Here is a 21130-nt window from a genome sequence, read left to right as displayed (position 1 = left end):
CGTGGAGACCGTTCTGATCGCGATCCTCTGTCTTGCGGCCGGTGCGGCCCTCGGCTGGCTCGCCGCGAGCAATCGCAGCGCCGCCGAGGTCGCCCGCCTGAAGGCGACCCTGGAGGCGGCGCAGACCGGCGAGGCCCGGCTCGAACAGTCGATGCGGGCCCTCACGTACGAGGCGACGGCCCAGTCCCACGAGGCGGTCTCCCGGGCCATCGCCCCGCTGCACGAGACGCTGCGCCGCTACGAAGACCAGGTCGCGCAGCTGGAACGGGACCGCGTGGACGCGTACGCGGCCCTGCGCACCGAGGTGAAGGTCGTCTCGGAGGTGTCGTCCGGACTGCGTACCGAGACGGCGCAACTCGTCGCGGCGCTGCGGGCCCCCCAGGTACGCGGCCGCTGGGGCGAGCACCAGCTGCGCCGGATCGTCGAGGCGGCCGGGATGCTGGAACACTGCGACTTCGCCGAGCAGGTCACCGCGTCGACCGACAACGGCGTGGTACGCCCCGACCTCGTCGTCACCCTCCACGGCGGACGGACCGTCGTGGTGGACGCGAAGGCGCCGTTCGACGCGTACCTGACCGCGATGGAGGCCCGCGACGGGCGCCTGCGGGACACCCACCTCGACTCGCACGCCCGGGCACTCCGGTCCCATGTGGACGCGCTGAGCGGGAAGGCGTACTGGCAGGCGTTCACGCAGACGCCGGAATTCGTGGTCCTCTTCGTGCCGGCCGACCCGTTCCTCGACGCCGCCCTGCAACGCGACCCGACCCTGCTGGAGTACGCGTTCGCCCGCGACATCGTCCTCGCCACGCCGGCGACCCTGGTGGCGCTGCTGCGCACGATCGCGTACTCATGGCGGTCCGAGGCGCTGACGAGGGACGCGCTCAAGGTTCAGGAGCTGGCGAAGCGCCTCTACACCCGCATCGGTACGCTCGGCGGCCACCTCACGAAACTGGGCAGCTCGCTGAAGGCGTCGGTCGACGCGTACAACTCCACCGTGGGGTCGCTGGAACGGCAGACGCTGGTGACCGCCCGGCAGCTCGCCGAACTGGGCGTGGCCGACGCGCCGCTGCCGGAGATCGCCGTGGTGGAACTGGCCCCGCGGCAGCTGCAGGCGCCGGAACTGACCGACACCAACGGCCACCACCAGATCAGCTGACGCCGGCGGCCTTCATGTCGCGCTTGAGGTCCTGCGGCAGCGAGAACACGAGCCGCTCCTCGACCGCCAGGATCTCCTCGACCTCGCCGAACCCCCGCTCGGCCAGGTACGCCAGCACGTCGGAGACCAGGTCCTCGGGCACGCTCGCGCCGGACGAGAGGCCGACGGTGGTGGCACCCGCCAGCCACTCCTCCTGGATCTCGTGGGCGAAGTCGACCAGGTGACCCGAGCGGGCCCCGGCGTCGACGGCGACCTCGACGAGGCGTACGGAATTGGAGGAGTTGCGGGAGCCCACGACGATCATGACGTCGCACTCCGGCGCGATCTGCTTGACGACCTGCTGGCGGTTCTGCGTCGCGTAGCAGATGTCGTCGCTCGGCGGCGACTGGAGCATCGGCAGGCGCTGCTTGAGCCGCGCGACCGTCTCCAGCGTCTCGTCCACGCTCAACGTGGTCTGGGAGAGCCAGACGACCTTCTCGGGATCACGTACGGTGACCTTGTCGACGCCGTCCGGGCCGTCCACGAGCTGGATGTGCTCGGGCGCCTCACCGGCGGTGCCGATCACCTCTTCGTGGCCCTCGTGCCCGATGAGCAGGATGTCGTAGTCGTCGGCGGCGAACCGGCGGGCCTCGTGGTGGACCTTCGTGACCAGCGGGCAGGTCGCGTCGATCGCCCGCAGGTTGCGCTGCTTGGCCTCGTCGTAGACGACCGGGGCGACGCCGTGCGCCGAGAAGATGACGGTGGCGCCCTCGGGCACCTCCTCGTTCTCCTCCACGAAGATCGCGCCGCGCTTCTCCAGCTCGCTCACGACGTGCTTGTTGTGGACGATCTGCTTGCGCACGTAGATCGGCGACCCGTACGTCTCCAGGGCCTTCTCGACCGTCTGGACGGCGCGGTCGACCCCGGCGCAGTAACCGCGGGGCTTGGCGAGCAGGACACGCTTACGGGGAGATGTCACCCCCTCATCTTAGGCTGTGCTCTGTGACGAGCAGCCCTGAGGAACCATGGCCAGTCCGTAGAGTGAGCCACAACATAGGCCAATGGGTGAACCGCCTGGGTTGGATCTGGATCGACGGCCAGATCGCCCAGATCGGCCGCCGGCCCGGCATGAGCACCGTCTTCCTCACTCTCCGTGATCCCGCGGCCGACGTCAGCGTCACCGTCACGGCCCCCCGCGACGTCGTCGACCCGGCCCTCACCGACGGCGCCCGCGTCCTCATCCACGCCAAACCCGAGTGGTACGCGACGCGCGGCACCCTGTCGCTGCGGGCGGACGAGATCCGGCAGGTCGGCGAGGGCGAGCTGAAGGCGCGCATCGAGACGCTGCGCAAACTCCTGGAAGCGGAGGGCTTGTTCGACCCCCGCCGCAAGCGGCGCCCGCCGTTCCTGCCGCACCGGGTCGGGCTGATCACCGGCCGGGCCAGCGCCGCCGAGCGGGACGTGCTGACCAACGCCCAGCGCCGGTGGCCCAGCGTCGACTTCCGGGTCGTCAACGTCTCCGTGCAGGGCGTCAACGCCGTGCCGGACATCGTGGGGGCGCTCGGCGTCCTCGACCGGGACGAGGGCGTCGACGTGATCATCCTGGCCCGCGGCGGCGGCTCCTTCGAGGATCTGCTCCCCTTCTCCGACGAGGCGCTGTGCCGGGCGGTGTTCGCGTGCCGGACGCCGGTGATCTCCGCGATCGGCCACGAACCGGACACCCCACTAGTCGACTACGTCGCCGATGTACGCGCCTCCACCCCCACCGACGCCGCCAAACGCGTGGTCCCCGACCTCACCGAGGAGCAGCGGCTGGTCCTGGTCCTGCGCGGCCGCCTCGACCGGGCGGTGCGCAACCGGCTCGACCGGGAACAGCACCGGCTGGACGCCGTCCGGTCGCGGCCGAGCCTGGCCCGCCCGACCGCCCTCATCGACCGCCACTCCGACGACGTACGCGCCGCCGTCGACCGGGCCCGGCGAACCCTGGATCACCGGCTGACCCGGGCCGACGCCGATCTCGGGCACACCCTGGCCCGGCTGCGCGCCCTGTCGCCGGCGGCCACCCTCGCCCGGGGATACGCGATCGTCCAGCAGGCCGACGGACGCGTACTGCGGTCGGTCGAGGAGGCCGGGGCCGGCGACGCGCTGCGGGTGCGGCTCGGCGACGGGACCGTGGACGTTACGGTGGCGGGATGACCGAGTCGCTGAGCTACGAGCAGGCCCGCGCCGAACTGGCCGGAGTGGTCGAGAAGCTGGAGGCCGGCGGCTCCACGCTGGAGGAGTCGCTGGCCCTGTGGGAGCGCGGTGAGCAGCTCGCCACCGTCTGCCAGCGCTGGCTGGACAACGCCCGCGCCCGCCTGGACGCCGCCAAGGCCGCCCCCGACGCCGGATAGCCGGCGGTCAGGAGCCGTAGGCCGCCAGGGTGACCAGGTCGGACGCGCCGACCTCGCCGACGATGAGGACGGTCTGCGTACCGGCGGTGCGGACGAGGGCGGACTCGTGGGCCCGGCCGGTCCACTGCTGCCACTCGACGCCGCCGATCTCGGTGGTGCCGGCCTTGCGGGCGGTCGCGGACAGTTCCGCCTTGACGAACGTGTCCCCACCCTTGTTCGTCTGCGCGATCTGTACGCCCTTGTCACCGGGTGTCAGGTAGCCGATCCGCAGGACGCCGTCCTTGTACTGGGCGCTGACGATCTTCCATCCGGCCGGCGGGGTCGCCGACGGGAACGGGGCCATGCTCGCGCGTACCGCGCCGGACAGGGCCGTGCTCGGATCGACGGTGCCGGTCGTCGAGTCGCCGTAGAAGAAGCGCCCGATCGCGAGGACGATCAGGATCGGGACGAACAGCACGGCCAGCGAGAGCGCCATGTCACGGGGACGGCGGATGCGGCGGGCCTCGGCGGGCGCGTCGGTGATCTCGTCCGCGGCCTCGGCGGCGTCCACCGCCTCGGCGTCGTCCACGGTCTCGGGGGCGGGAGCTGGGGATGTCACGTCGCCCAGTATGACTCCGGCCCCCGTGCCTGCTCGGGGCGCCCTGCGATGCCATGTGCGGCAGCCGCTCCCAGCAGCCCCAAACGAGCGTTAACGTGAACGCCATGTGAGGATGGCAGCATCCCCCGCGAGGACCCCCGCAACGGAGCGAGGAAAGGCGAGAGATGGCTGGCGCGCGTACTCCCCAAGATCTTGATCGAAACCTGGCGCTGGACCTGGTCCGGGTGACCGAGGCGGCCGCGATGAGCGCGGGCCGGTGGGTCGGGCGGGGTGAGAAGGAAGGCGGCGACGGCGCCGCGGTCGACGCCATGCGCAAGCTGATCAACTCGCTCCCGATGCGCGGCGTCGTGGTGATCGGCGAGGGTGAGAAGGACAACGCGCCCATGCTCTTCAACGGCGAGCAGGTGGGCGACGGCACCGGGCCCGAGGTGGACGTGGCGGTGGACCCGATCGACGGGACCACGCTGATGAGCAAGGGGATGCCCAACGCGCTCGCGGTGCTGGCGGTGGCCGAGCGCGGCGCGATGTTCGACCCGAGCGCGGTCTTCTACATGGAGAAGCTGGCGGTCGGCCCGGACTGCGCGGACGTGATCGACATCGAGGCCGGAGTGGCGGAGAACCTGCGCCGGATCGCGAAGGTCAAGAAATCCACGGTCTCCGACGTGACCGTCTGCATCCTGGACCGGCCCCGGCACACCCGCCTCGTCGAGGAGGTACGCCAGACGGGCGCCCGCATCCACTTCATCAGCGACGGCGACATCGCGGGTGCGATCAGCGCGGCCCGGGAGCGCTCGGACGTCGACGTGCTCATGGGCATCGGCGGTACGCCCGAGGGCATCACGGCGGCCTGCGCGCTCAAGTGCATGGGCGGTGCCATCCAGGCGAAGCTGTGGCCGAGCAGCGATGCCGAACGGGAGAAGGCGATCGCGGCCGGCCACGATCTGGATCGCGTACTGCACACCGACGATCTGGTCGCCGGGGAGAACATCTTCTTCGTCGCGACCGGTGTCACCTCGGGCGACCTGCTGCGCGGCGTACGCTACCGGGCCGGAACCGCGTACACGCAGTCGCTGGTCATGCGGTCGAAGTCGGGCACGATCCGGTTCATCGACTCCTACCACCGACTGGAGAAGCTCAGCCTGTACTCGGTGGTGGACTTCGACGGGCAGCCACTAGCCTCCGAGTAGTGAGATCATCCGGTAAGGCGTTCGGGGTCGGGCTGGCCCTTCTCGGCGGGGCGGGCGTGGCCCTGCAGAGCAGGATCAACGGCGAGCTCGCCGGGCGCGTGGGCAGCGGTTTCCTGGCCGCCGTCATCTCTTTCGGCACGGGCTTGGTGATCATGGCGATCGCCACCGCCGTCACACCCAACGCCCGCCGCGGGCTCGGCAAGGTCGCCGCGCTCCTGCGCAAGGGCGGACTTCGCTGGTGGGAGTGTGTCGGCGGGGCGGCCGGCGCGTTCCTCGTCGCGAGCCAAGGCATCACCGTCGGCTCGCTCGGCGTGGCCGTCTTCATCGTCTCGCTGGTCGGCGGACAGTCCGTGAGCAGCCTCTTCGTGGACCGGGCCGGCCTGGCGCCGGGCGGCCCGCGGCCGATCACCCCGAATCGCGCGATCGGCACGGTGCTCACCGTCGTCGCCGTTCCGATCGCGGTCGCCGGACACCTCGGTACGCCGGCCGCGCTCGGACTCGCCGTCCTGCCGCTGCTCGCCGGCTTCGGATCAGCCTGGCAGCAGGCCATGAACGGCCGCGTACGCCAGGCGGGCGAAGGTGTCGTCGCGACGACCTTCATCAACTTCCTGGTCGGCACGGTGGCCCTGATCATCGCCTTCCTGATCTCGATGATCTTCAAGGGTGCCCCGACCGGATCACTGCCCTCGGAACCGTGGCTCTACCTCGGCGGCACGCTCGGCATCATCTTCATCGCGATCGCCGCCGCCCTGGTACGCCACATCGGCGTACTCCTGCTGGGGCTGGGGATGATCGCGGGGCAGGTGATCGGCGCGGTGCTGCTCGACCTGATCCTGCCGGTGGACAACAAGCCCGGGATCGCGACCTACATCGGGGCGGGGCTGACGCTGGTCGCGGTCTGGATCGCCGCCCTACCCCGCAAGACCCCCACCCCCTGACCCTGCTGGCCCCTGGCCCGCTGGCCCAAGATCCCGTTTGGATCAGGGAAATCACCCGAATCTTGGGCCATGATTCGGGTGACAACCGTGATCCAAACGGGATCATGACGGTCAGGCGCGGTAGGCGAGGGTCGCGTCCCGCAGCGCGGTGTCCAGGTCGGACGGCGTCAGGCCGAAGGTGCGCTCGGTCAGCGTCGAGTCCAGCCGGAACGGGCGCTGGAACTGGTAGTTCATCTCCCGCATCGCCTTGTACTGGCCGTTGAACACCCCGCTCACCCAGAACAGCGGGTACGGGATCCGGACGATCTTCGGCTTGGGCGCGCCCACGAGTTCGGCGGCGCGTTCGGCCGCGGCCCGGGCCGAGATCGCCGGATTGGTCGGGGCATGCCAGGCCCGGCCCCAGGCCCGCTCGTCGGTCGCGACGGCCACCATCGCCTTCGCCAGGTCCTCGATCGTCGTGAACGCGTGCGGCGCGTCCGGATCGCCGAGCCATTGCGGCGTACCGCCGGTGGCGATCTTGCTCAGCACCAGCGTGTCCAGGACCGCCATCTCGCCACCGCCGACGTAGTCGCTGGCGCGTACCTCGGTGTAGCGGATGCGGCCCGCCCGGTGCAGGTCGAACGCGTCCTTCGTCATCTTCACGCGGATCCTGCCGTGCTCGGTCTCGGCGACGAACGGCATGTCCTCGGTCATCGGCACGTCGACCGGTCCGTAGCCGTAGACGTTGTTCGCGGCGACGAGCACCGCGCCGGTCGCCTCGGCGGTGTACAGCAGCGCGGCGGCGATCGGCGGCCACAGCTCCTGCCATCTGCTGTAGTCCGCAGGATTCGCGCAGTTGTACAGGGCGTCGGCGCCCTGCGTGATCTCCGCGAGGCGTACGCCGTCGGACGCGTCGGCCGTCACGCCGGTCGCGCCTTCGATCGTCGTTCCGCGCCGCGTGACGATCACGACCTCGTGCCCGTGCGCGACGAGTTCCGCGGCGACCGCCTTGCCCACGCGGCCGGCGCCGACGATGACGTGCTTGCCCATGATCTCTCACCCCCTGGTCGACGAGAGCTCCTCATCATTTGGTGAGCACTGCTCTCTATAACGACAAACGCTCTCACGGACCCCTGCTCCCTGTCAAGAGCAGTGCTCTGATATGTTCGTGAACCATGACAGCCGCATCCGTGCGCTCCCGCGTACGCGCCGAAATGATCAACGAGATCAAGGCGGTCGCCCGCCGCCACCTCGCGACCGACGGCGCAAACCTCTCGCTCCGGGCGGTCACCCGCGACCTCGGCATGGTCTCGTCGGCCGTCTACCGGTACTTCGCCAGCCGGGATGACCTGCTCACGGCACTGATTATCGACGCGTACAACGATCTGGGCGACGCGATCGACGCCGCCGAGGCCGCGGTCGAGCGCACCGACTACCGCGGGCGCTGGCTCGCCCTCGGCCGCGAGATGCGCGCCTGGGCGATCGCCCACCCCCCCGAGTACGCGTTGCTCTTCGGCTCGCCGGTGCCCGGCTACCAGGCGCCGCAGGAGACGGTCGAACCCGGCATCCGCCCGGTACGCGTCTGCGTGGCGATCCTCAACGACGCGGTGGCCGCCGGTGCGCTGCGGCCGTCGCCGGGTGAGCGGATCCCCAAGGCCGCGCGCGACCAGCTGGCCCTGCTGCGCAGCGGTGTCGTGTTCGAGGGGCTGTCGGAGCCGGTGGTCTTCCGGGCGACGACGTCCTGGGCGATGCTGTTCGGCTCGATCAGCTTCGAGCTGTTCGGCCGCTACGGACCGGGCGTCACCGACGCGGGCGCGATCCTCGACCACCAGCTGGCCGAGATGGCCGACTACATGGGCCTGAAATAGCCCGCCTCCCCGCCCCGCCCGCACCCACGAACCCCAACGATCTTGCGCGAATGCCTCGAATTACGCGGCAAATGTCCGCATTGCCCGAACATTCGCGCAAGATCGTCGAATTAGTCGGCGGAGCCGCCGGAGGAGTGGCCGGGGAACAGGTGCGCGTCGGGGTTGATGATGACCGCCGCGTTGTTCACCGCCGTCGCCGCTTCGCCGAAACCGGTCGCGATGAGGCGTACCTTGCCGGGGTATTCGACGATGTCGCCGGCCGCGAACACCCGCGGCAGGTTCGTCGCCATCGTCGAGTCCACCACGATGTGCCGGCGGTCGAGTTTCATCCCCCACTCGGCGAGCGGGCCGAGGTCGGCCGTGAAGCCGAGCGCCGCCACCACCACGTCGGCCGGGCGTACGTCCACTCCGGACGGATCGCTGATCTCGACCGCCGACACCGTGCCGTTCCCGATGATCTTCGTGACCTGGGCGTTGACGCGGATGTCGACCGGCAGTGCGCGTACGCGGTCCACGGTGGCGGCGTGCGCGCGGAACTTGTCGCGGCGGTGCACCAGCGTGACGGAGGAGGCCAGGTCGGCGAGGGCGAGCGCCCAGTCGAAGGCGGAGTCGCCGCCGCCGACGATGACCACGTCGCGGCCGGCGAGGTCGTCGAGGTGCGGGACGAAGTAGATGATGCCCTCGCCGGTGAACACGTCGGCGGCGGGCAGCGGCCGGGGCTTGAAGGAGCCGAGGCCGCCGGTGACGAGGACGGCCCCGCACCGGTACGCGGTCCCGTCCACGAGTTCGAGGACCGGAAGTCCGTCCTCATAGGTCAGTCCGCGGGCCTGTGTCCCCAGCTTGTACGCGGGCGCGAACCCGTCCGCCTGCGCGACCAGGTTGGCGACGAGCTCCCGGCCCCGGATGGCGGGAAAGCCGGCCACGTCGAAGATGAGCTTCTCCGGGTACATGGCCGTGATCTGGCCGCCCGGTTCGGGCAGCGCGTCGATGACGGCGGTCGTCAGCCCGCGGAAGCCCGCATAGTACGCGGCGTACAGCCCCGTCGGTCCCGCGCCGATGATCGCTACATCGATCTCATTCATAGGGAGAAAATAGAGCCGTAACGTTGGCGGCGGAAGGGGCTCACAGGAGATCGTCGATCGCGGCCCGGATGTCTTTCGTGAAGTGGGACACCTGGGTGTAAACCCCCGGGTACTCCTTGCGGGCGCAGCCGATCCCCCAGCTGACGATCCCGACCTCGACGTACTGGCCGTCGGCCGCCTTGCGGACCATGGGCCCGCCGGAGTCGCCCTGGCACGTGTCGACACCGCCCCGCTTCGTGTCGCCCGCGCAGATCATCTCCGGGCCGACGAAGGTGTAGTCGGGCGCGTACAGCCGGGCGCAGGTGTTGTCGGCGAGACCGGGGACCTGGGCGAACCGCAGGTACCGCTGCGAGCGGTACTCCTTCTCACCGGTCGTGCCCCAGCCCATGATCGTGAACGGGCCGACGTCGTCCGAGCCACCACCGCTCAGCCGCAACGTGGGCAGGTCGAGCGTGCGGTCGAGCTTGATGACCGCCCAGTCGTGGCCGCTCGTGACGTCACGGAAACCGGCGGCCCGGCGTACGTAGACGCTCTTGACGGTCTTCGCGTGCGCACCGTACAGGTCGCGCGAACCGGCGATCACCCGGATGCGGGTGTTGTTCCCGGTCGGCCCCGCGCAGTGCGCCGCCGTCAGCACGATGCGCGGCTGGATCAGCGCGCCGCCGCACCCCATCGACAGGTGCACCACCCAGGGGAAGTCCGCCGGCGCGGCCGTCCTGCCGCCGACCACCTCGATCCGCGTACCGGGGTCGGGGCTCGCGTACGCGGGGATCGGTCCGGTCAGGACGAACGCCAGAATCAACGCCAGCACGCGCCGCATCGCCACCCCCGTGTGAGCCGTCATCAGGCACAACGCGAATGCGCGCCGCGGGTTGCGAGCGAGACCGGCCCTAGATCCAGTCCTTGCGCGCGGCGTGCCAGCCCAACTGCACCCGGGTGGTCACCCCGGCGAGATCCATCAGGCCGCGGATGCGCCTCTGGACGGTACGCGCGGACAGGTCCAAGCTGCTCGCGATCGCATGGTCGGTCAACCCCGCGAGCAGCAGCGTCAGTACGCGTACGTCGAGTTCCTCGAGTTCGCCGCCCTCCACCGCCGGGGTGAGCCGCAGGGGCCGGCCCCGCTCCCAGACCTCGTCGTAGAGGGCGATGAGCGCGTCGAGGATGCCGCTGGCGTGCACCAGCACCGAGGCCGGGGCGGTCGTCCGGCCGTCGGTCAGCGGGAGCATGCCGAGCTGCCGGTCAGCGATGATCATCTTGATCGGTACGCGATCGACCACGCGGACGTCCTCGCCCTCTTCGAGCGCCTGGGTGAGGATCGCGTGCGCCGACGGCATCTCCAGGAACTCGCGGTCGATGATGACCCGGTAGCGCACGCCGCGGGCCATCGTCACGGGTTCGGCTTCGTTCTCGCCCGGCGGGACGACCGTCGCGTACGGGACCACCATCGAGCGGATCTCCTCGCGGGCGGCGTGCTGGATCTGGGCGAACCGGTGGCGTACGGCGTCCGCGCCGCTGATCACCTCGATGACGTCCCCGGCCGTGCGGCCCAGCGTCGCGAGGCGGTGCTCCTCGGCCAGCGCGACCAGTTCCAGCTCGGCCGACCGCAGATCGTCGCGGCGCCGCCGGAGCAGGGCGCCCAGCGCGACCGCGGGGGGCGCCATCGCGTACTCCCCGTCCTGAAAGATGACGAGGCCACGCTCCGTGAGCGAACCGAGGAGCACGGGCACGGCGGCGGCCGGCAGGTCCGGCAGGGCGAGCTGCGCGGCCGGGACCGGACCGGGACGCGCGACGAGGAAGCGGTAGAGCCGCTCCTCGTCCGCGGAGAGCCCGAGCGCGGAGAGCATGTCCGGACAGTACGAAGGTGGCCCCGGTGAGCGCACGCCCCCGGGGCCACCTTGTGACCAAACTGCTATCAGCGCAGGCCGTACGCCCGCTCGATCTCCTGGCTGATCGAGAACCCGTTGTCGGAGACCGCCGACGCGCGGACGGACAGGAAGCCGCCGGGCTTCTTCGCCAGCCGCACGTCGCCGGACCACCAGCCGTCGGCACCCTTACGGAGCGTCACGGTCTGCCAGGTGGCACCGTCGTCATAGGACACGTCCAGCGTGACCTTGGTGATCTTCCCGGTGCCGCTGCCGCCGGGCTGCGGCACCGCCTGCAGCGCGATGGTCTGCTTCGACCCGGCCGGCACGTCCCCGTGCAGGTCGGTGGGGAGCTGGTAGTTCAGCTGCAGCAGGGTCACCGGCTCGAAGCGGTCGGTCGCCGCGGTACCGGAGACGAAGTCCCACTCCGTGTGCGTACGCGTGCTCAGCCGCCAGTCCGCCGCCGGCCGGGCCGCGTCGACGACCAGGTGGTACGGCAACTTGCCGGACGGAACCTGCAGCCACTGGAAATCGGTGTCCCAGTCGTTGGAGTCCAGCAACGTGTCGCCCTGGTAGATCTTGGCGCTGGTGGGCATCGTTCCCCAGTCCATCAGGCCGCCGTGGTTGACCGTGGTCCCCGACGACGACCACGCCAGCGGGTGCAGCGTCATCTGGTCGCCGACCCGCTGGTTGCGGACCGCGTACACGTTGTTGAACGCCGGCCGGGCCGCCGGGGCGAACCAGTCGATCTTCGTGGTGCTGCCGGCCGCGTACACGTGATCGTCGGAGGTGTCGCTCCAGCCGCCGTGATCGTGCACCTCGACCCACGGCATCCCCGGCGTCACCCACTCGGTACGCGTGCTCGGGTACAGCTCCCGCTCCGCGAACGTGAGGACGGCGTTGGTGACGACGTCGTACCGTGCGCCCGAACCCTCGACCGCGTCGACGGGGTTGAAGTACCGCGCCTCGACCTTGCCGAGGTCCCGCTGCCGCGGGTGGTACGCGAGCGACCGGTCCGGTACCTGGCCGGCATAGGTCTGCGAGAGGTCGTAGGTGAACGGCGTGTACGCCGAGGTCTTCACCGTCAGCGGCAGCCCGGCCTTCGCGAAGCCGAGCAGCAGCTGCCCCTCGTTCTTGTGCACGGTCGCGACGGGGATCGTCGCCGCGCCGACCACCTCGTTGAGCCGGCCGGGGCCGTCGTCGACGACCACGAGAGCCGCCGCGCCGGCCGCCGCCGCGTTGGCCGCCCGCTCGTCCGGGGCCACCGCGTCGCTACGGACGACGACGGCGAGCCGGCCCTTCGCGCGTACCTTGGCGAAGTCCGCGGCCGAGCCCGTGCCGGCGTACACCGCCTTGAGGTGCTGCGTACCGGTGGTCAGGGCGCTGCCGGGCTGAACGGTGGCGTCGAACGTGATCAGGCCGCCGAGCAGGGACAGGTCGATCGACCGCGCCCCGAACCGCCAGTGGGTCTCCATCGTGAAGGCGCCCGCGGTCACCTTCGCGGTCGGCGACAGGTAGAAGTCGTCGTACATGATCGGCAGCACGTAACCCGAGCTGATCTGCGCGCCGTTGGGGAACGTCAGGTCGTAGCCGAACGAGCGCTGCCGGTCCTCGGCCCGCTCCGGCGCGGCCGTGTCGACCAGCCGGGCCTTGCTCGCGTCGAGCGTCACCGTCCGGGCCTGGTTCAGCGTGACCTGCGGCGCCACCAGGTCGGCGATGCCGAGGTGGTCCGGCTTCTCCCCGGTGGTGTCGAGGGAGACCTCCGCGGCGTAGTCGCCGGGGCGCAGGCGTACGGTCATCTCGCCGTCGACCGCGAACAGGTAGGGGAACCACAGGTCCGACGAGTCGTACACGACGACCGTGCCCGAGGCCGGCTTGCCGTCCCGGCCCACCAGCTTGATCGTCAGGTCGTAGTGCTCGTCTTCCTTGATCAGGGCCAGCCCCGTACGCGCGACCGCCTTCCCCGTCGCCGCGTCGGTGCCGACGAGGAAACCGGTGAAGCGGCCGTAGCCGACGGCGGTGGGATCGCCGGTGACGTCCACTGTGGCCGTCCCGCCGGCCGGAACCCGCACACTCGGTACGCCGACCGTGAACGCCGGGTCGCCGGACACCGCCAGGTTCAGGGTGACGTCCGCCGCTCCGGTGTTCGTGTAGGTGACCTGCTTGGTGACCGGGCCCTCGCTCGGGCCGTGCGGCCAGGTGAAGTTGCCGAAGAGCACCGAACCGCTGCTCGTGACGTCCGCCTTGATCGCGGCGGCCACGTCGACGCGGCCGGCGCCCATCTCGAACGGCGTGTAGTCCAGCGCCTTCGAGGTCGACATCAGCGCCAGCTTCAGCTGCTGCCCCGACCAGTCGGGGTGGCGCTGCTTGAGGATGGCGGCCGCGCCGGAGACGTGCGGCGTCGCCATCGACGTGCCGCTGATCGTCCAGTAGTACCCGTCGCCCTGGGCCGGATTCTGCTGCTGCGAACGGGCGGCGGTGATGTCCACGCCCGGCGCCACGATGTCGGGCTTGATCGCCCCGGTCGACATCAGCGGCCCGGTCGCCGAGAAGTACGCGAGGTAGTCCTGCTTGTCGACGGCGCCGACGGTCAGCGCGTCGGCCGCCGCACCGGGCGCGCCGATCGTCTCCGGGCCGGAGTTGCCGGCCGCGATCACGAAGAGCGTGCCGTACTGCTCGGACAGCGCGTTCACCGCCAGCGACAGCGGATCCTGGCCGTCGGAGGGGCGGTCCTCGCCGAGGCTCATGCTCACGACCGAGGCGCCGGACTGCGCGGCCCACTCCATGCCCGCGAGGATCCAGGAGTCGTCGCCCCAGCCCTCGTTGCTCAGCACCTTCCCGACGATCAGGTCGGCGCCGGGCGCCACGCCCTTGTACACGCCGCCGGACGCCGCGCCCGTGCCGACGATGGTGGAGGCGACATGCGTACCGTGGCCGTGGAGGTCGGACGTGTCCTCGCCGGGCACGAAGCTGACCTTGTCATCGATCTGGGTGGCGAGGTCCGGATGGGTCGCGTCGATACCGGTGTCCAGCACCGCCACCTTGACGCCCTTGCCGTCGTAGCCGGCCGCCCACGCCTCCGGCGCGCCGATCTGCGGCACGCTGTCCTTCAGGTTGACCTTGGCCCGGCCGTCGAGCCAGATCTTGGCCACGCCCTCCGCGAAGGTCTTGCTCTCGGGTCGCGGCGCGACGCTCGTCCAGAAGGTACGCGTCTGCCGCTTGTCGGCCGTGAGCGCCGCTCCGCCGATGGTGGCGAACCGCCGGGTGAGCTTGCTGCCCTTGGGCGCCGCCGGGGCCGCCGCCGTACGCGTCTTCGGCGGGACGAACGTGGCGATCATCGGGACGGATCCCGACTTCGCGTCGTCGTAACCCATCTCGATCAGGTCGGAGACGTCGAACAGGCGGCTGTCCAGCTTGTCGGCGGCCAGCAGCGGCAGCACCTCGTCGGGCAGGACGTAGAGGTCGCCCTTCACCTTCTGGACGCGTACGCCGCCGGTGGCGGAGGACGGCCGGACGACCGAGGCGGCCTGCTTGCCGTCGGCCAGGGTGGTGACCGTGACGACGTCGCCCGTGACAAGGGTGATCTTGTGGGTGGCGGCGGCTGCTCGCGCTGTGGCCGGCGCCGGCTGCCCGGCGACCGCCGGGGCCGACAGGGCGGCGGTGCCCGGCGTCAGAAGGGGTAGGGCGGTGACGGCCGCGAGAAGCGACCACCGCCGGCGCCGGGAGAACAAGGAGGGGGATGGCATGCCAGCTGTCTACCGGCGCGCCATCCCCTCGATCAACGGTATCGAAGTGGCGACAAGACGCCCTGGCGCAAAGTCGCCACCACCTCCTCCGTTAGTACCAGCCTTGGTCCTCCGAGTGTTGCCATGCGCCGCAGGGCGTCTTGTAACGCTTCTCGATGTAGTCCAGACCCCACTTGATCTGCGTCGCGGGGTTGGTCTGCCAGTCGGCGCCGAACGCCTTCATCTTGTCGCCGGGGACGGCCTGCGGGATCCCGAAGGCGCCCGACGACTTGTTGTACGACTTGTAGTTCCAGTGACTCTCGCGCGTCCACAGCTTGTCCAGGCACGGCATCTGGTCGAGGCCGAAGCCGGCCTTGAGCAGTTCGGAGCAGCCGATGGCCTTGGCTCCCGTGTACGCCTTGCACGAGGTCGGAATCGGACCGTAGGACGGCGGCCGGTTGGCGCGCCGGTTGGCCTCGTCCTCGGCCGCCTTGGCCCGGTCGGCGGCGAGCTTGGCCTCCTGGGCCGCCTTCGTGGCGGCCTCCTTCGCCTTGGCCTGCTGCTCGGCCGTAAGGCTCGCGGCGGCGGCGAGGTCCTGTTTCTGCGTGGCGTTCTCGGCGGCGTTCGCGGCCGTCGCCTGACCCGACGTCGACGAGGACGAGTCCTTGCCGGAGTTCAGGTAGACGCCGCCGGCGACACCGGCGACGAGCAGCGCGACGGCAGCGGCGCGTACGCCGATGCGGCTGACCAGCACTCACAGTCCCTTTCGTGGGGCGACAGAACCACCACGACGGCGACGTGCGGTACGGCGCGGGGCGCCGGAGGTACCGCCGGGGGGGCGGAGGGGGTGCCGCCGTGGCACGCCCACCACCCTCGCCCGGCGTCTATGGCTCCGCACGGCGTGGGCAGGCCATTGTGACCGCTGTCACGCCGCAAATCAGGGCTTAATTCGGCAAATCCTCCAGCAGGTCGGTGACCATCTCGGCGATCGGCGACCGTTCCGACCGCGTCAGGGTGACGTGCGCGAAGAGCGGGTGGCCCTTCATCGCCTCGATCACCGCGGTGACGCCGTCGTGCCGGCCGACCCGCAGGTTGTCGCGCTGCGCCACGTCGTGCGTCAGCACCACACGCGACCCCTGGCCGATCCGGGACAGGACGGTCAGCAGGACGCCCCGCTCCAGCGACTGGGCCTCGTCGACGATCACGAAGGCGTCGTGCAGGCTGCGGCCGCGGATGTGGGTCAGCGGCAGCACCTCGACCAGCCCCCGCGCCATCACCTCCTCGAGCACGTTCTCGTGCACGACCGCGCCGAGGGTGTCGAAGACCGCCTGCGCCCAGGGATTCATCTTCTCCGTCTCGGAACCGGGCAGGTAGCCGAGCTCCTGGCCGCCGACGGCGTACAGGGGGCGGAAGACGATCACCTTCTTGTGCTTGCGGCGCTCCATCGCCTGCTCCAGACCGGCGCACAGGGCGAGCGCGGACTTGCCCGTGCCGGCCCGGCCGCCGAGCGACACGATCCCGATCGAGTCGTCGAGCAGCAGATCGATCGCGATGCGCTGCTCGGCCGAGCGCCCGCGTACGCCGAACACCTCCCGGTCGCCCCGCACGAGGCGGACGGTCTTGTCGGCCTGCATCCGGGCCAGCGCGCTGCCCTTGGGGCTGTGCAGCACGAGTCCCGTGTGGACGGGCAGGTCGGCGTCGACCTCGATCGGCGAGCCGCCGTAGAGCCGGTCGACGCGCTCGGCGTCCACGTCCAGCTCCACGAGTCCGGTCCAGGTGCCGTCGGCGGCCTGGCCGTGCCGGTACTCGTCCGCCGCCAGCCCGACCGCCGCCGCCTTCACGCGCAGCGGCATGTCCTTGCTGACCAGCGTGACGGTCTGGCCCTCGGCACCGAGGCCCAGCGCGACCGACAGGATGCGGGCGTCGTTCGAGCCGGTGCGGAACCCGGCCGGCAACAGCTGCGGATCGGCGTGGTTGAGCTCCACGCGCAGCGTTCCACCGAGATCGTTGACCGGCAGCGGCTGGTCGAGTCGGCCATGGCGGATGCGCAGCTCGTCGAGGTGACGCAACGCCTGCCGGGCGAACCAGCCGAGTTCGGGATGATGGCGCTTCGCCTCCAGTTCGCTGATGACGACGAGCGGCAGCACGACGTCATGCTCGGCGAAACGGAAGACGGCCGCGGGATCGGCGAGAAGGACGGAGGTGTCCAGCACGTAGACGTGCCTGGCGGCCTCGGATGTCTTGCCTGGAGCTGGGGCGACCATGACTCACGTTAGCGGTAAATCAGGCATGGACACCAGCCCCCACGCCGATCGATGAAACGCGTCTAGTACCATCCGGTCGCTTCGGAGTGGGCCCACGCCGCCGACGGGCTGCCGTAGACCGACCTGATGTAGCCCAGGCCCCACTTGATCTGCGTCGCGGGATTCGTCCGCCAGTCCGACCCGGCGCTGGCCATCTTGCTGCCCGGCAGCGACTGCGGGATGCCGTAGGCACCCGAACCCGAGTTCTCGGCCGTCGTCGTCCAGTCGCTCTCCCGCGTCCACAGCTTGTCGAGGGAACTCATCTGCGCGTACGCGAAACCGAAGGAAGGCAGCAGCTTGCAGGCGATGAGCCGGTTCCCGGTGTACGCCCTGCAGCTCGCCGGGGTCGCCGTGGTGGTCGTCTTGCGGGTGGCCGTCGCCTTGGGCGCGGCCTTCGCCGTGGTCGCCTTCGGGCTGGGTTGGGCGGCGCTCGGCGACGGACTCGGGCTGAGGCTGGGGCCGGTGCTGGGCGAGCTGCTGGGACTGGCCGAGGCGAGCGTCCGGTCGAGATCCCGGTCGGCCGCCTGGGCCGAACGTTGGCTGTCGAGCTCGGCCACCTGGGCGGGATCCGGACCGTGCGAGGGGACGGCCGCGAGGGCCACGCCGCCGATCGCCAGTACGCCGGTCGCGGCCAGGCCGACCACGATCTTCCGCCGGCGAACGGCACGCAGCAGGGAACCGATATTCACGAGTGTCTCCGATCGGGGGTACGCGGAGCGCGCTCAGGGGGTGAACGCGAAGCGCCGGGGGGCGGCGCAAGTCGCCGACACTCCCCCTCGACCGGAGAGATCGCCAAGGAAAACCGCGAATTCTGTGGACTTCGCCACGAAAAGCCGGCTGTTTTGTCCAGCCGGCTTTCAGGTCGGGGTGATCAGGCCCCGAAGCGCCGTTGCCGGATCGCGTACGCGCGCAGGGCCCGCAGGAAGTCGATGTGCCGGAAATCCGGCCAGTTCATGTCGGCGAAGTAGAACTCCGAGTGGGCCGACTGCCACAGCAGGAATCCCGACAGCCGCTGCTCGCCGCTGGTCCGGATGATCAGGTCGGGATCCGGCTGGCCCTTGGTGTAGAGGTGCTCGGCGATGTGCTCGACGTCGAGGATCTCGGCCAGCTCTTCCAGCGTCCCGCCGGCCCGGGCGTGCTCCTGCAGCAGCGAGCGGACGGCGTCGGCGATCTCGCGGCGGCCGCCGTAGCCGACGGCCATGTTGACGGTCGCCCCGCCGGTGCGGTCGGCCGTCTTCTCCTCGGCCGCCTTCAGCGCCGCCGCGTTCTCCGGGGGCAGCAGGTCGAGCGCGCCGGCCATGACGAGCCGCCAGGGATTGCCGTCCTCGGCCAGCTCGGTGGCCAGGTCGGAGATGATCTGCAGCAGCGGGTCCAGCTCGGCGGCCGGGCGGCGGAGGTTGTCGGTGGCCAGCATGTAGAGCGTGACGTGCGGGATCTCGGCTTCGTCGCACCAGCGCAGCAGATCGATGATCCGGCGCGCGCCGACCCGGTGGCCGTCGTTGGGATCGACGTACCCCATCTCCCGGGCCCAACGGCGGTTGCCGTCGCACATGACGCCGACGTGACGGGGGCGCGGCTTGCCGGTCAGCTTCCGCTTGAGCCGCTGCTCGTAGACGGAATACACCAGATTGCGCACGGTCTTCACCCCCGGCAGCCTAGACCTCATCGTGACTGCCACGCATCCGGCGCGGTCGTGAGGGCCATGACCGGAGCGGGTAGCTCGCCGCGCACTATCTGCCCGAGAGTTACCTCGTCAACGACGTTGCGGACGGCCGCCCGGACGGCGACCCAGAGCGTCGGCAGGTGCTCGGAGGTTCCCGAGTAACTGGTCTGCTCGGGACGGTGCCCGCGTACGCCGGCCAGCGGCCCGTCGACCGCCCGCAGCACCGAGCCGACCGTCGTCTCCTCGGGTGGCCGGGTCAGGCAGTAGCCGCCTTCCGCGCCCCGGATCGATATCACGATCCCGCCCCGGCGGAGGTCGGCCAAGATTGCTTCCAGGAACTTGCGCGGCAGGCCCTGCGCATCGGCGAGCGCCTGAGCGGAAATCGTGGCCGGGTGCGCGGCGGCCAGTTCGAGCGTGGCCCGTACCGCGTACTCCCCACGTGCGGAGATTTGCACGGTCCCAGCGTAGGTGAACCTCGGCCGGAAGGAGGAGCCGCGTCCGGTCGGCACCCGCCGCGGACCCGGAGATCCGCGGCGGGCGGGTACGCGTCAGGCGCCGAGCCGTGCCTTCAGGGCGTCCAGCTCGGCCCAGAGCACGCCGGGCAGCTTGTCGCCGAACTTCTCGAACCACTCCGTGATCTGCGGCAGTTCGGCCCGCCACTCCTCGGGGTCGACACGCAGCGCGGCGGCCAGGTCGTCGGTCGAGATGTCGAGGCCGGACACGTCGAGGCCCTCGGGCGTCGGCACGTAGCCGACGGGCGTCTCGACGGCCGCGCCGCGACCTTCCAGCCGCTCGACGACCCACTTGAGGACGCGCGAGTTCTCGCCGTATCCGGGCCACAGGAACTGGCCCTCGTCGCCGCGGCGGAACCAGTTCACGTAGAAGATCTTCGGCAGCTTGCCGGCGTCGCCGGTGCCGCCCTTGCCCATCTCGATCCAGTGGCGGAAGTAGTCGCCGGCGTTGTAGCCGATGAAGGGCAGCATCGCCATCGGGTCGCGGCGCACGACGCCGACCTGGCCGACCGCGGCGGCCGTGGTCTCCGAGGAGAGCGTGGCCCCCTGGAAGACGCCGTGCACCCAGTCGCGCGCCTCGCTGACGAGCGGGATCGTCGTCTTGCGGCGGCCGCCGAACAGGATCGCGTCGATCGGTACGCCGGCCGGGTCCTCATAGGAGTCCGCGAGGATCGGGCACTGCTTGATCGGCGTGCAGAAGCGGGAATTGGGGTGGCTCGACAGCTCGCCCGACTCCGGCGTCCAGTCGTTGCCGTGCCAGTCGATCAGGTGCGCGGGCGGCTCGCCCATGCCCTCCCACCAGATGTCGCCGTCGTCGGTGAGGGCCACGTTGGTGAAGATCGAATTGCCCTTCGCGATCGTCCGCATCGCGTTCGGGTTGGTCCGGTAGTCCGTGCCGGGCGCGACGCCGAACAGGCCGTACTCCGGGTTCACGGCGTACAGGCGGCCGTCGGAGCCGAACCGCATCCAAGCGATGTCGTCGCCGAGCGTCTCGACCTTCCAGCCCGGGATGGTCGGCTCCAGCATGGCGAGATTGGTCTTGCCGCAGGCGCTCGGGAACGCGCCGGTGACGTGGTAGACCTTCCCCTCCGGGCTGGTCAGTCGCATGATCAGCATGTGCTCGGCGAGCCAGCCCTCGTCCCGGCCCATGACCGAGCCGATCCGCAGCGAGAAGCACTTCTTGCCGAGCAGCGAGTTGCCGCCGTAGCCGGAGCCGAAGCTCCAGATGAGCCGCTCCTCCGGGAAGTGGGTGATGTACTTCGTCTGGCTGCACGGCCACGCGACGTCCTCGTCACCCGGCCGCAGCGGGGCGCCGACGGAGTGCAGCGCGTGCACGAAGTCCGCGTCGTCGGCCATGGCGGCGAGCACCTCGGCACCCATCCGCGTCATGACCCGCATCGACGCCACCACGTACGCCGAGTCGGTCAGCTCCACACCGAACATGGGCTTCTCGGCGGTGAGCGGGCCCATGCAGAACGGGATGACGTAGAGGGTCCGGCCCGCCATGCAGCCCCGGTACAGGTCCGTCATGACCCGCTTCATCTCGGCCGGGGCCATCCAGTTGTTGGTCGGCCCGGCGTCGGCCTCGTCGACCGAGCAGATGAACGTCCGCTCCTCCACCCGCGCGACATCCGTCGGGTCGGTCCGCGCCCAGAACGAGTTGGGCTTGATCTCCGGGTTCAGGCGTACCAGCGTGCCCGCTTCGACCAGTTCGGACGTGAGGCCGTCCCACTCCTGATCGGAACCGTCCACCCAGACGATCCGTTCGGGGGTGGTGAGTTCGGCGACCTCGCGTACCCAGGCGAGCAACTTCGGATGGGTGGTCGGGGCCTGATCCAACCCCGCTAGGACGGTCGCTGCGGTCATTGCTCTCTCCTATGTGGTC

The 21130-nt window shown here is 70.5% G+C and carries 19 protein-coding genes; 6 read left to right on the top strand and 13 right to left on the bottom strand.

Annotated elements, in window-relative coordinates; translation table 11 throughout:
• The first annotated feature begins 1 nt into the window (after position 1).
• Positions 2-1156 (top strand): DNA recombination protein RmuC, encoded by a 1155-nt coding sequence (locus G401_RS0111680; RefSeq protein ID WP_407636852.1) that lies wholly within the window; start codon positions 2-4, stop codon positions 1154-1156.
• Here the strand turns inward: G401_RS0111680 and G401_RS0111675 are convergent.
• The gene (locus G401_RS0111675) at positions 1149-2114 is read right to left on the bottom strand and encodes a 4-hydroxy-3-methylbut-2-enyl diphosphate reductase (protein ID WP_027342665.1); all 966 of its coding nucleotides are present in this window, start codon (positions 2112-2114) and stop codon (positions 1149-1151) included. The genes G401_RS0111680 and G401_RS0111675 overlap by 8 nt on opposite strands.
• Here G401_RS0111675 and xseA point away from each other — a divergent pair.
• Positions 2108-3331 carry an exodeoxyribonuclease VII large subunit gene (xseA, locus tag G401_RS0111670; RefSeq protein WP_051366499.1) on the top strand — a complete coding sequence of 408 codons (1224 nt, stop codon included), beginning with the start codon at positions 2108-2110 and terminating at the stop codon, positions 3329-3331. The two genes, G401_RS0111675 and xseA, sit on opposite strands and share 7 nt — an antisense overlap.
• Positions 3328-3528, top strand: coding sequence for an exodeoxyribonuclease VII small subunit (locus G401_RS0111665; RefSeq protein ID WP_027342663.1), 201 nt, complete (start codon positions 3328-3330; stop codon positions 3526-3528). Before xseA ends, G401_RS0111665 begins: the two co-directional genes overlap by 4 nt.
• Before the next feature lie 7 nt (positions 3529-3535).
• Here G401_RS0111665 and G401_RS44980 read toward each other — a convergent pair whose 3' ends face one another.
• On the bottom strand, positions 3536-4126 hold the full coding sequence (locus tag G401_RS44980) for a DUF4245 domain-containing protein (RefSeq protein ID WP_157545598.1): 591 nt from the start codon (positions 4124-4126) through the stop codon (positions 3536-3538).
• Positions 4127-4290: 164 nt separating this feature from the next.
• Between G401_RS44980 and glpX the strand changes: the two genes are divergently transcribed.
• Both glpX and G401_RS0111650 read left to right on the top strand, forming a co-directional pair.
• Positions 4291-5313: a class II fructose-bisphosphatase gene (gene glpX, locus G401_RS0111655; protein ID WP_027342662.1), complete on the top strand. Its 1023-nt coding sequence runs from the start codon at positions 4291-4293 to the stop codon at positions 5311-5313.
• On the top strand, positions 5313-6251 hold the full coding sequence (locus tag G401_RS0111650) for a DMT family transporter (RefSeq protein WP_027342661.1): 939 nt from the start codon (positions 5313-5315) through the stop codon (positions 6249-6251). Before glpX ends, G401_RS0111650 begins: the two co-directional genes overlap by 1 nt.
• Before the next feature lie 111 nt (positions 6252-6362).
• Here the strand turns inward: G401_RS0111650 and G401_RS0111645 are convergent, their stop codons facing one another.
• Positions 6363-7280: an NAD-dependent epimerase/dehydratase family protein gene (locus G401_RS0111645; RefSeq protein WP_027342660.1), complete on the bottom strand. Its 918-nt coding sequence runs from the start codon at positions 7278-7280 to the stop codon at positions 6363-6365.
• Positions 7281-7405: 125 nt separating this feature from the next.
• Here G401_RS0111645 and G401_RS0111640 point away from each other — a divergent pair, with 125 nt between their 5' ends.
• On the top strand, positions 7406-8098 hold the full coding sequence (locus G401_RS0111640; RefSeq protein ID WP_027342659.1) for a TetR/AcrR family transcriptional regulator: 693 nt from the start codon (positions 7406-7408) through the stop codon (positions 8096-8098).
• A 110-nt stretch (positions 8099-8208) separates the two neighbouring features.
• Here the strand turns inward: G401_RS0111640 and G401_RS0111635 are convergent, their stop codons facing one another.
• The 10 genes from G401_RS0111635 to G401_RS0111590 all read right to left on the bottom strand — a co-directional run bounded on the left by G401_RS0111635 (position 8209) and on the right by G401_RS0111590 (position 21111).
• Positions 8209-9180, bottom strand: a complete 972-nt coding sequence (locus G401_RS0111635; RefSeq protein ID WP_027342658.1) for an NAD(P)/FAD-dependent oxidoreductase — start codon at positions 9178-9180, stop codon at positions 8209-8211.
• A gap of 40 nt (positions 9181-9220) precedes the next feature.
• Positions 9221-10000 carry a S1 family peptidase gene (locus G401_RS0111630; protein WP_034591414.1) on the bottom strand — a complete coding sequence of 260 codons (780 nt, stop codon included), beginning with the start codon at positions 9998-10000 and terminating at the stop codon, positions 9221-9223.
• Positions 10001-10070: 70 nt separating this feature from the next.
• Entirely contained in the window at positions 10071-11024 is a 954-nt protein-coding gene (locus G401_RS0111625) for a LuxR C-terminal-related transcriptional regulator (RefSeq protein ID WP_027342656.1), read from the bottom strand.
• Between the two features lie 68 nt (positions 11025-11092).
• Complete coding sequence (locus G401_RS0111620; protein ID WP_027342655.1) at positions 11093-14788, bottom strand: S8 family serine peptidase; 3696 nt, start codon at positions 14786-14788, stop codon at positions 11093-11095.
• Positions 14789-14879: 91 nt separating this feature from the next.
• Positions 14880-15521 (bottom strand): aggregation-promoting factor C-terminal-like domain-containing protein, encoded by a 642-nt coding sequence (locus G401_RS0111615; RefSeq protein ID WP_027342654.1) that lies wholly within the window; start codon positions 15519-15521, stop codon positions 14880-14882.
• 190 nt (positions 15522-15711) lie between these two features.
• Positions 15712-17031, bottom strand: coding sequence for a PhoH family protein (locus G401_RS0111610; RefSeq protein ID WP_034591273.1), 1320 nt, complete (start codon positions 17029-17031; stop codon positions 15712-15714).
• 62 nt (positions 17032-17093) lie between these two features.
• The gene (locus G401_RS52590; RefSeq protein ID WP_051366497.1) at positions 17094-17759 is read right to left on the bottom strand and encodes an aggregation-promoting factor C-terminal-like domain-containing protein; all 666 of its coding nucleotides are present in this window, start codon (positions 17757-17759) and stop codon (positions 17094-17096) included.
• A gap of 182 nt (positions 17760-17941) precedes the next feature.
• Positions 17942-18736 (bottom strand): isoprenyl transferase, encoded by a 795-nt coding sequence (locus tag G401_RS0111600; protein WP_034591272.1) that lies wholly within the window; start codon positions 18734-18736, stop codon positions 17942-17944.
• Positions 18733-19188, bottom strand: a complete 456-nt coding sequence (locus G401_RS0111595; RefSeq protein ID WP_027342651.1) for an RrF2 family transcriptional regulator — start codon at positions 19186-19188, stop codon at positions 18733-18735. Before G401_RS0111595 ends, G401_RS0111600 begins: the two co-directional genes overlap by 4 nt.
• A 93-nt stretch (positions 19189-19281) precedes the next feature.
• Positions 19282-21111, bottom strand: a complete 1830-nt coding sequence (locus tag G401_RS0111590) for a phosphoenolpyruvate carboxykinase (GTP) (RefSeq protein ID WP_027342650.1) — start codon at positions 21109-21111, stop codon at positions 19282-19284.
• Positions 21112-21130 lie beyond the last annotated feature (19 nt).

It is taken from the genome of Hamadaea tsunoensis DSM 44101 (assembly GCF_000428945.1).
GTDB lineage: Bacteria > Actinomycetota > Actinomycetes > Mycobacteriales > Micromonosporaceae > Hamadaea > Hamadaea tsunoensis.
This window is presented reverse-complemented; position numbering and strand designations above follow the sequence as displayed.

Coding starts and splice junctions, on each gene's coding strand:
- xseA (WP_051366499.1), top strand. CDS start 2,108: ATGTCACCCCCTCATCTTAGGCTGTGCTCTGTGACGAGCAGCCCTGAG.
- G401_RS0111630 (WP_034591414.1), bottom strand. CDS start 10,000: ATGCGGCGCGTGCTGGCGTTGATTCTGGCGTTCGTCCTGACCGGACCG.
- G401_RS0111625 (WP_027342656.1), bottom strand. CDS start 11,024: ATGCTCTCCGCGCTCGGGCTCTCCGCGGACGAGGAGCGGCTCTACCGC.
- G401_RS0111610 (WP_034591273.1), bottom strand. CDS start 17,031: ATGGTCGCCCCAGCTCCAGGCAAGACATCCGAGGCCGCCAGGCACGTC.
- G401_RS0111590 (WP_027342650.1), bottom strand. CDS start 21,111: ATGACCGCAGCGACCGTCCTAGCGGGGTTGGATCAGGCCCCGACCACC.
- G401_RS0111640 (WP_027342659.1), top strand. CDS start 7,406: ATGACAGCCGCATCCGTGCGCTCCCGCGTACGCGCCGAAATGATCAAC.
- G401_RS0111620 (WP_027342655.1), bottom strand. CDS start 14,788: ATGCCATCCCCCTCCTTGTTCTCCCGGCGCCGGCGGTGGTCGCTTCTC.
- G401_RS0111665 (WP_027342663.1), top strand. CDS start 3,328: ATGACCGAGTCGCTGAGCTACGAGCAGGCCCGCGCCGAACTGGCCGGA.
- G401_RS0111635 (WP_027342658.1), bottom strand. CDS start 9,180: ATGAATGAGATCGATGTAGCGATCATCGGCGCGGGACCGACGGGGCTG.
- G401_RS0111600 (WP_034591272.1), bottom strand. CDS start 18,736: ATGAGGTCTAGGCTGCCGGGGGTGAAGACCGTGCGCAATCTGGTGTAT.
- G401_RS0111645 (WP_027342660.1), bottom strand. CDS start 7,280: ATGGGCAAGCACGTCATCGTCGGCGCCGGCCGCGTGGGCAAGGCGGTC.
- glpX (WP_027342662.1), top strand. CDS start 4,291: ATGGCTGGCGCGCGTACTCCCCAAGATCTTGATCGAAACCTGGCGCTG.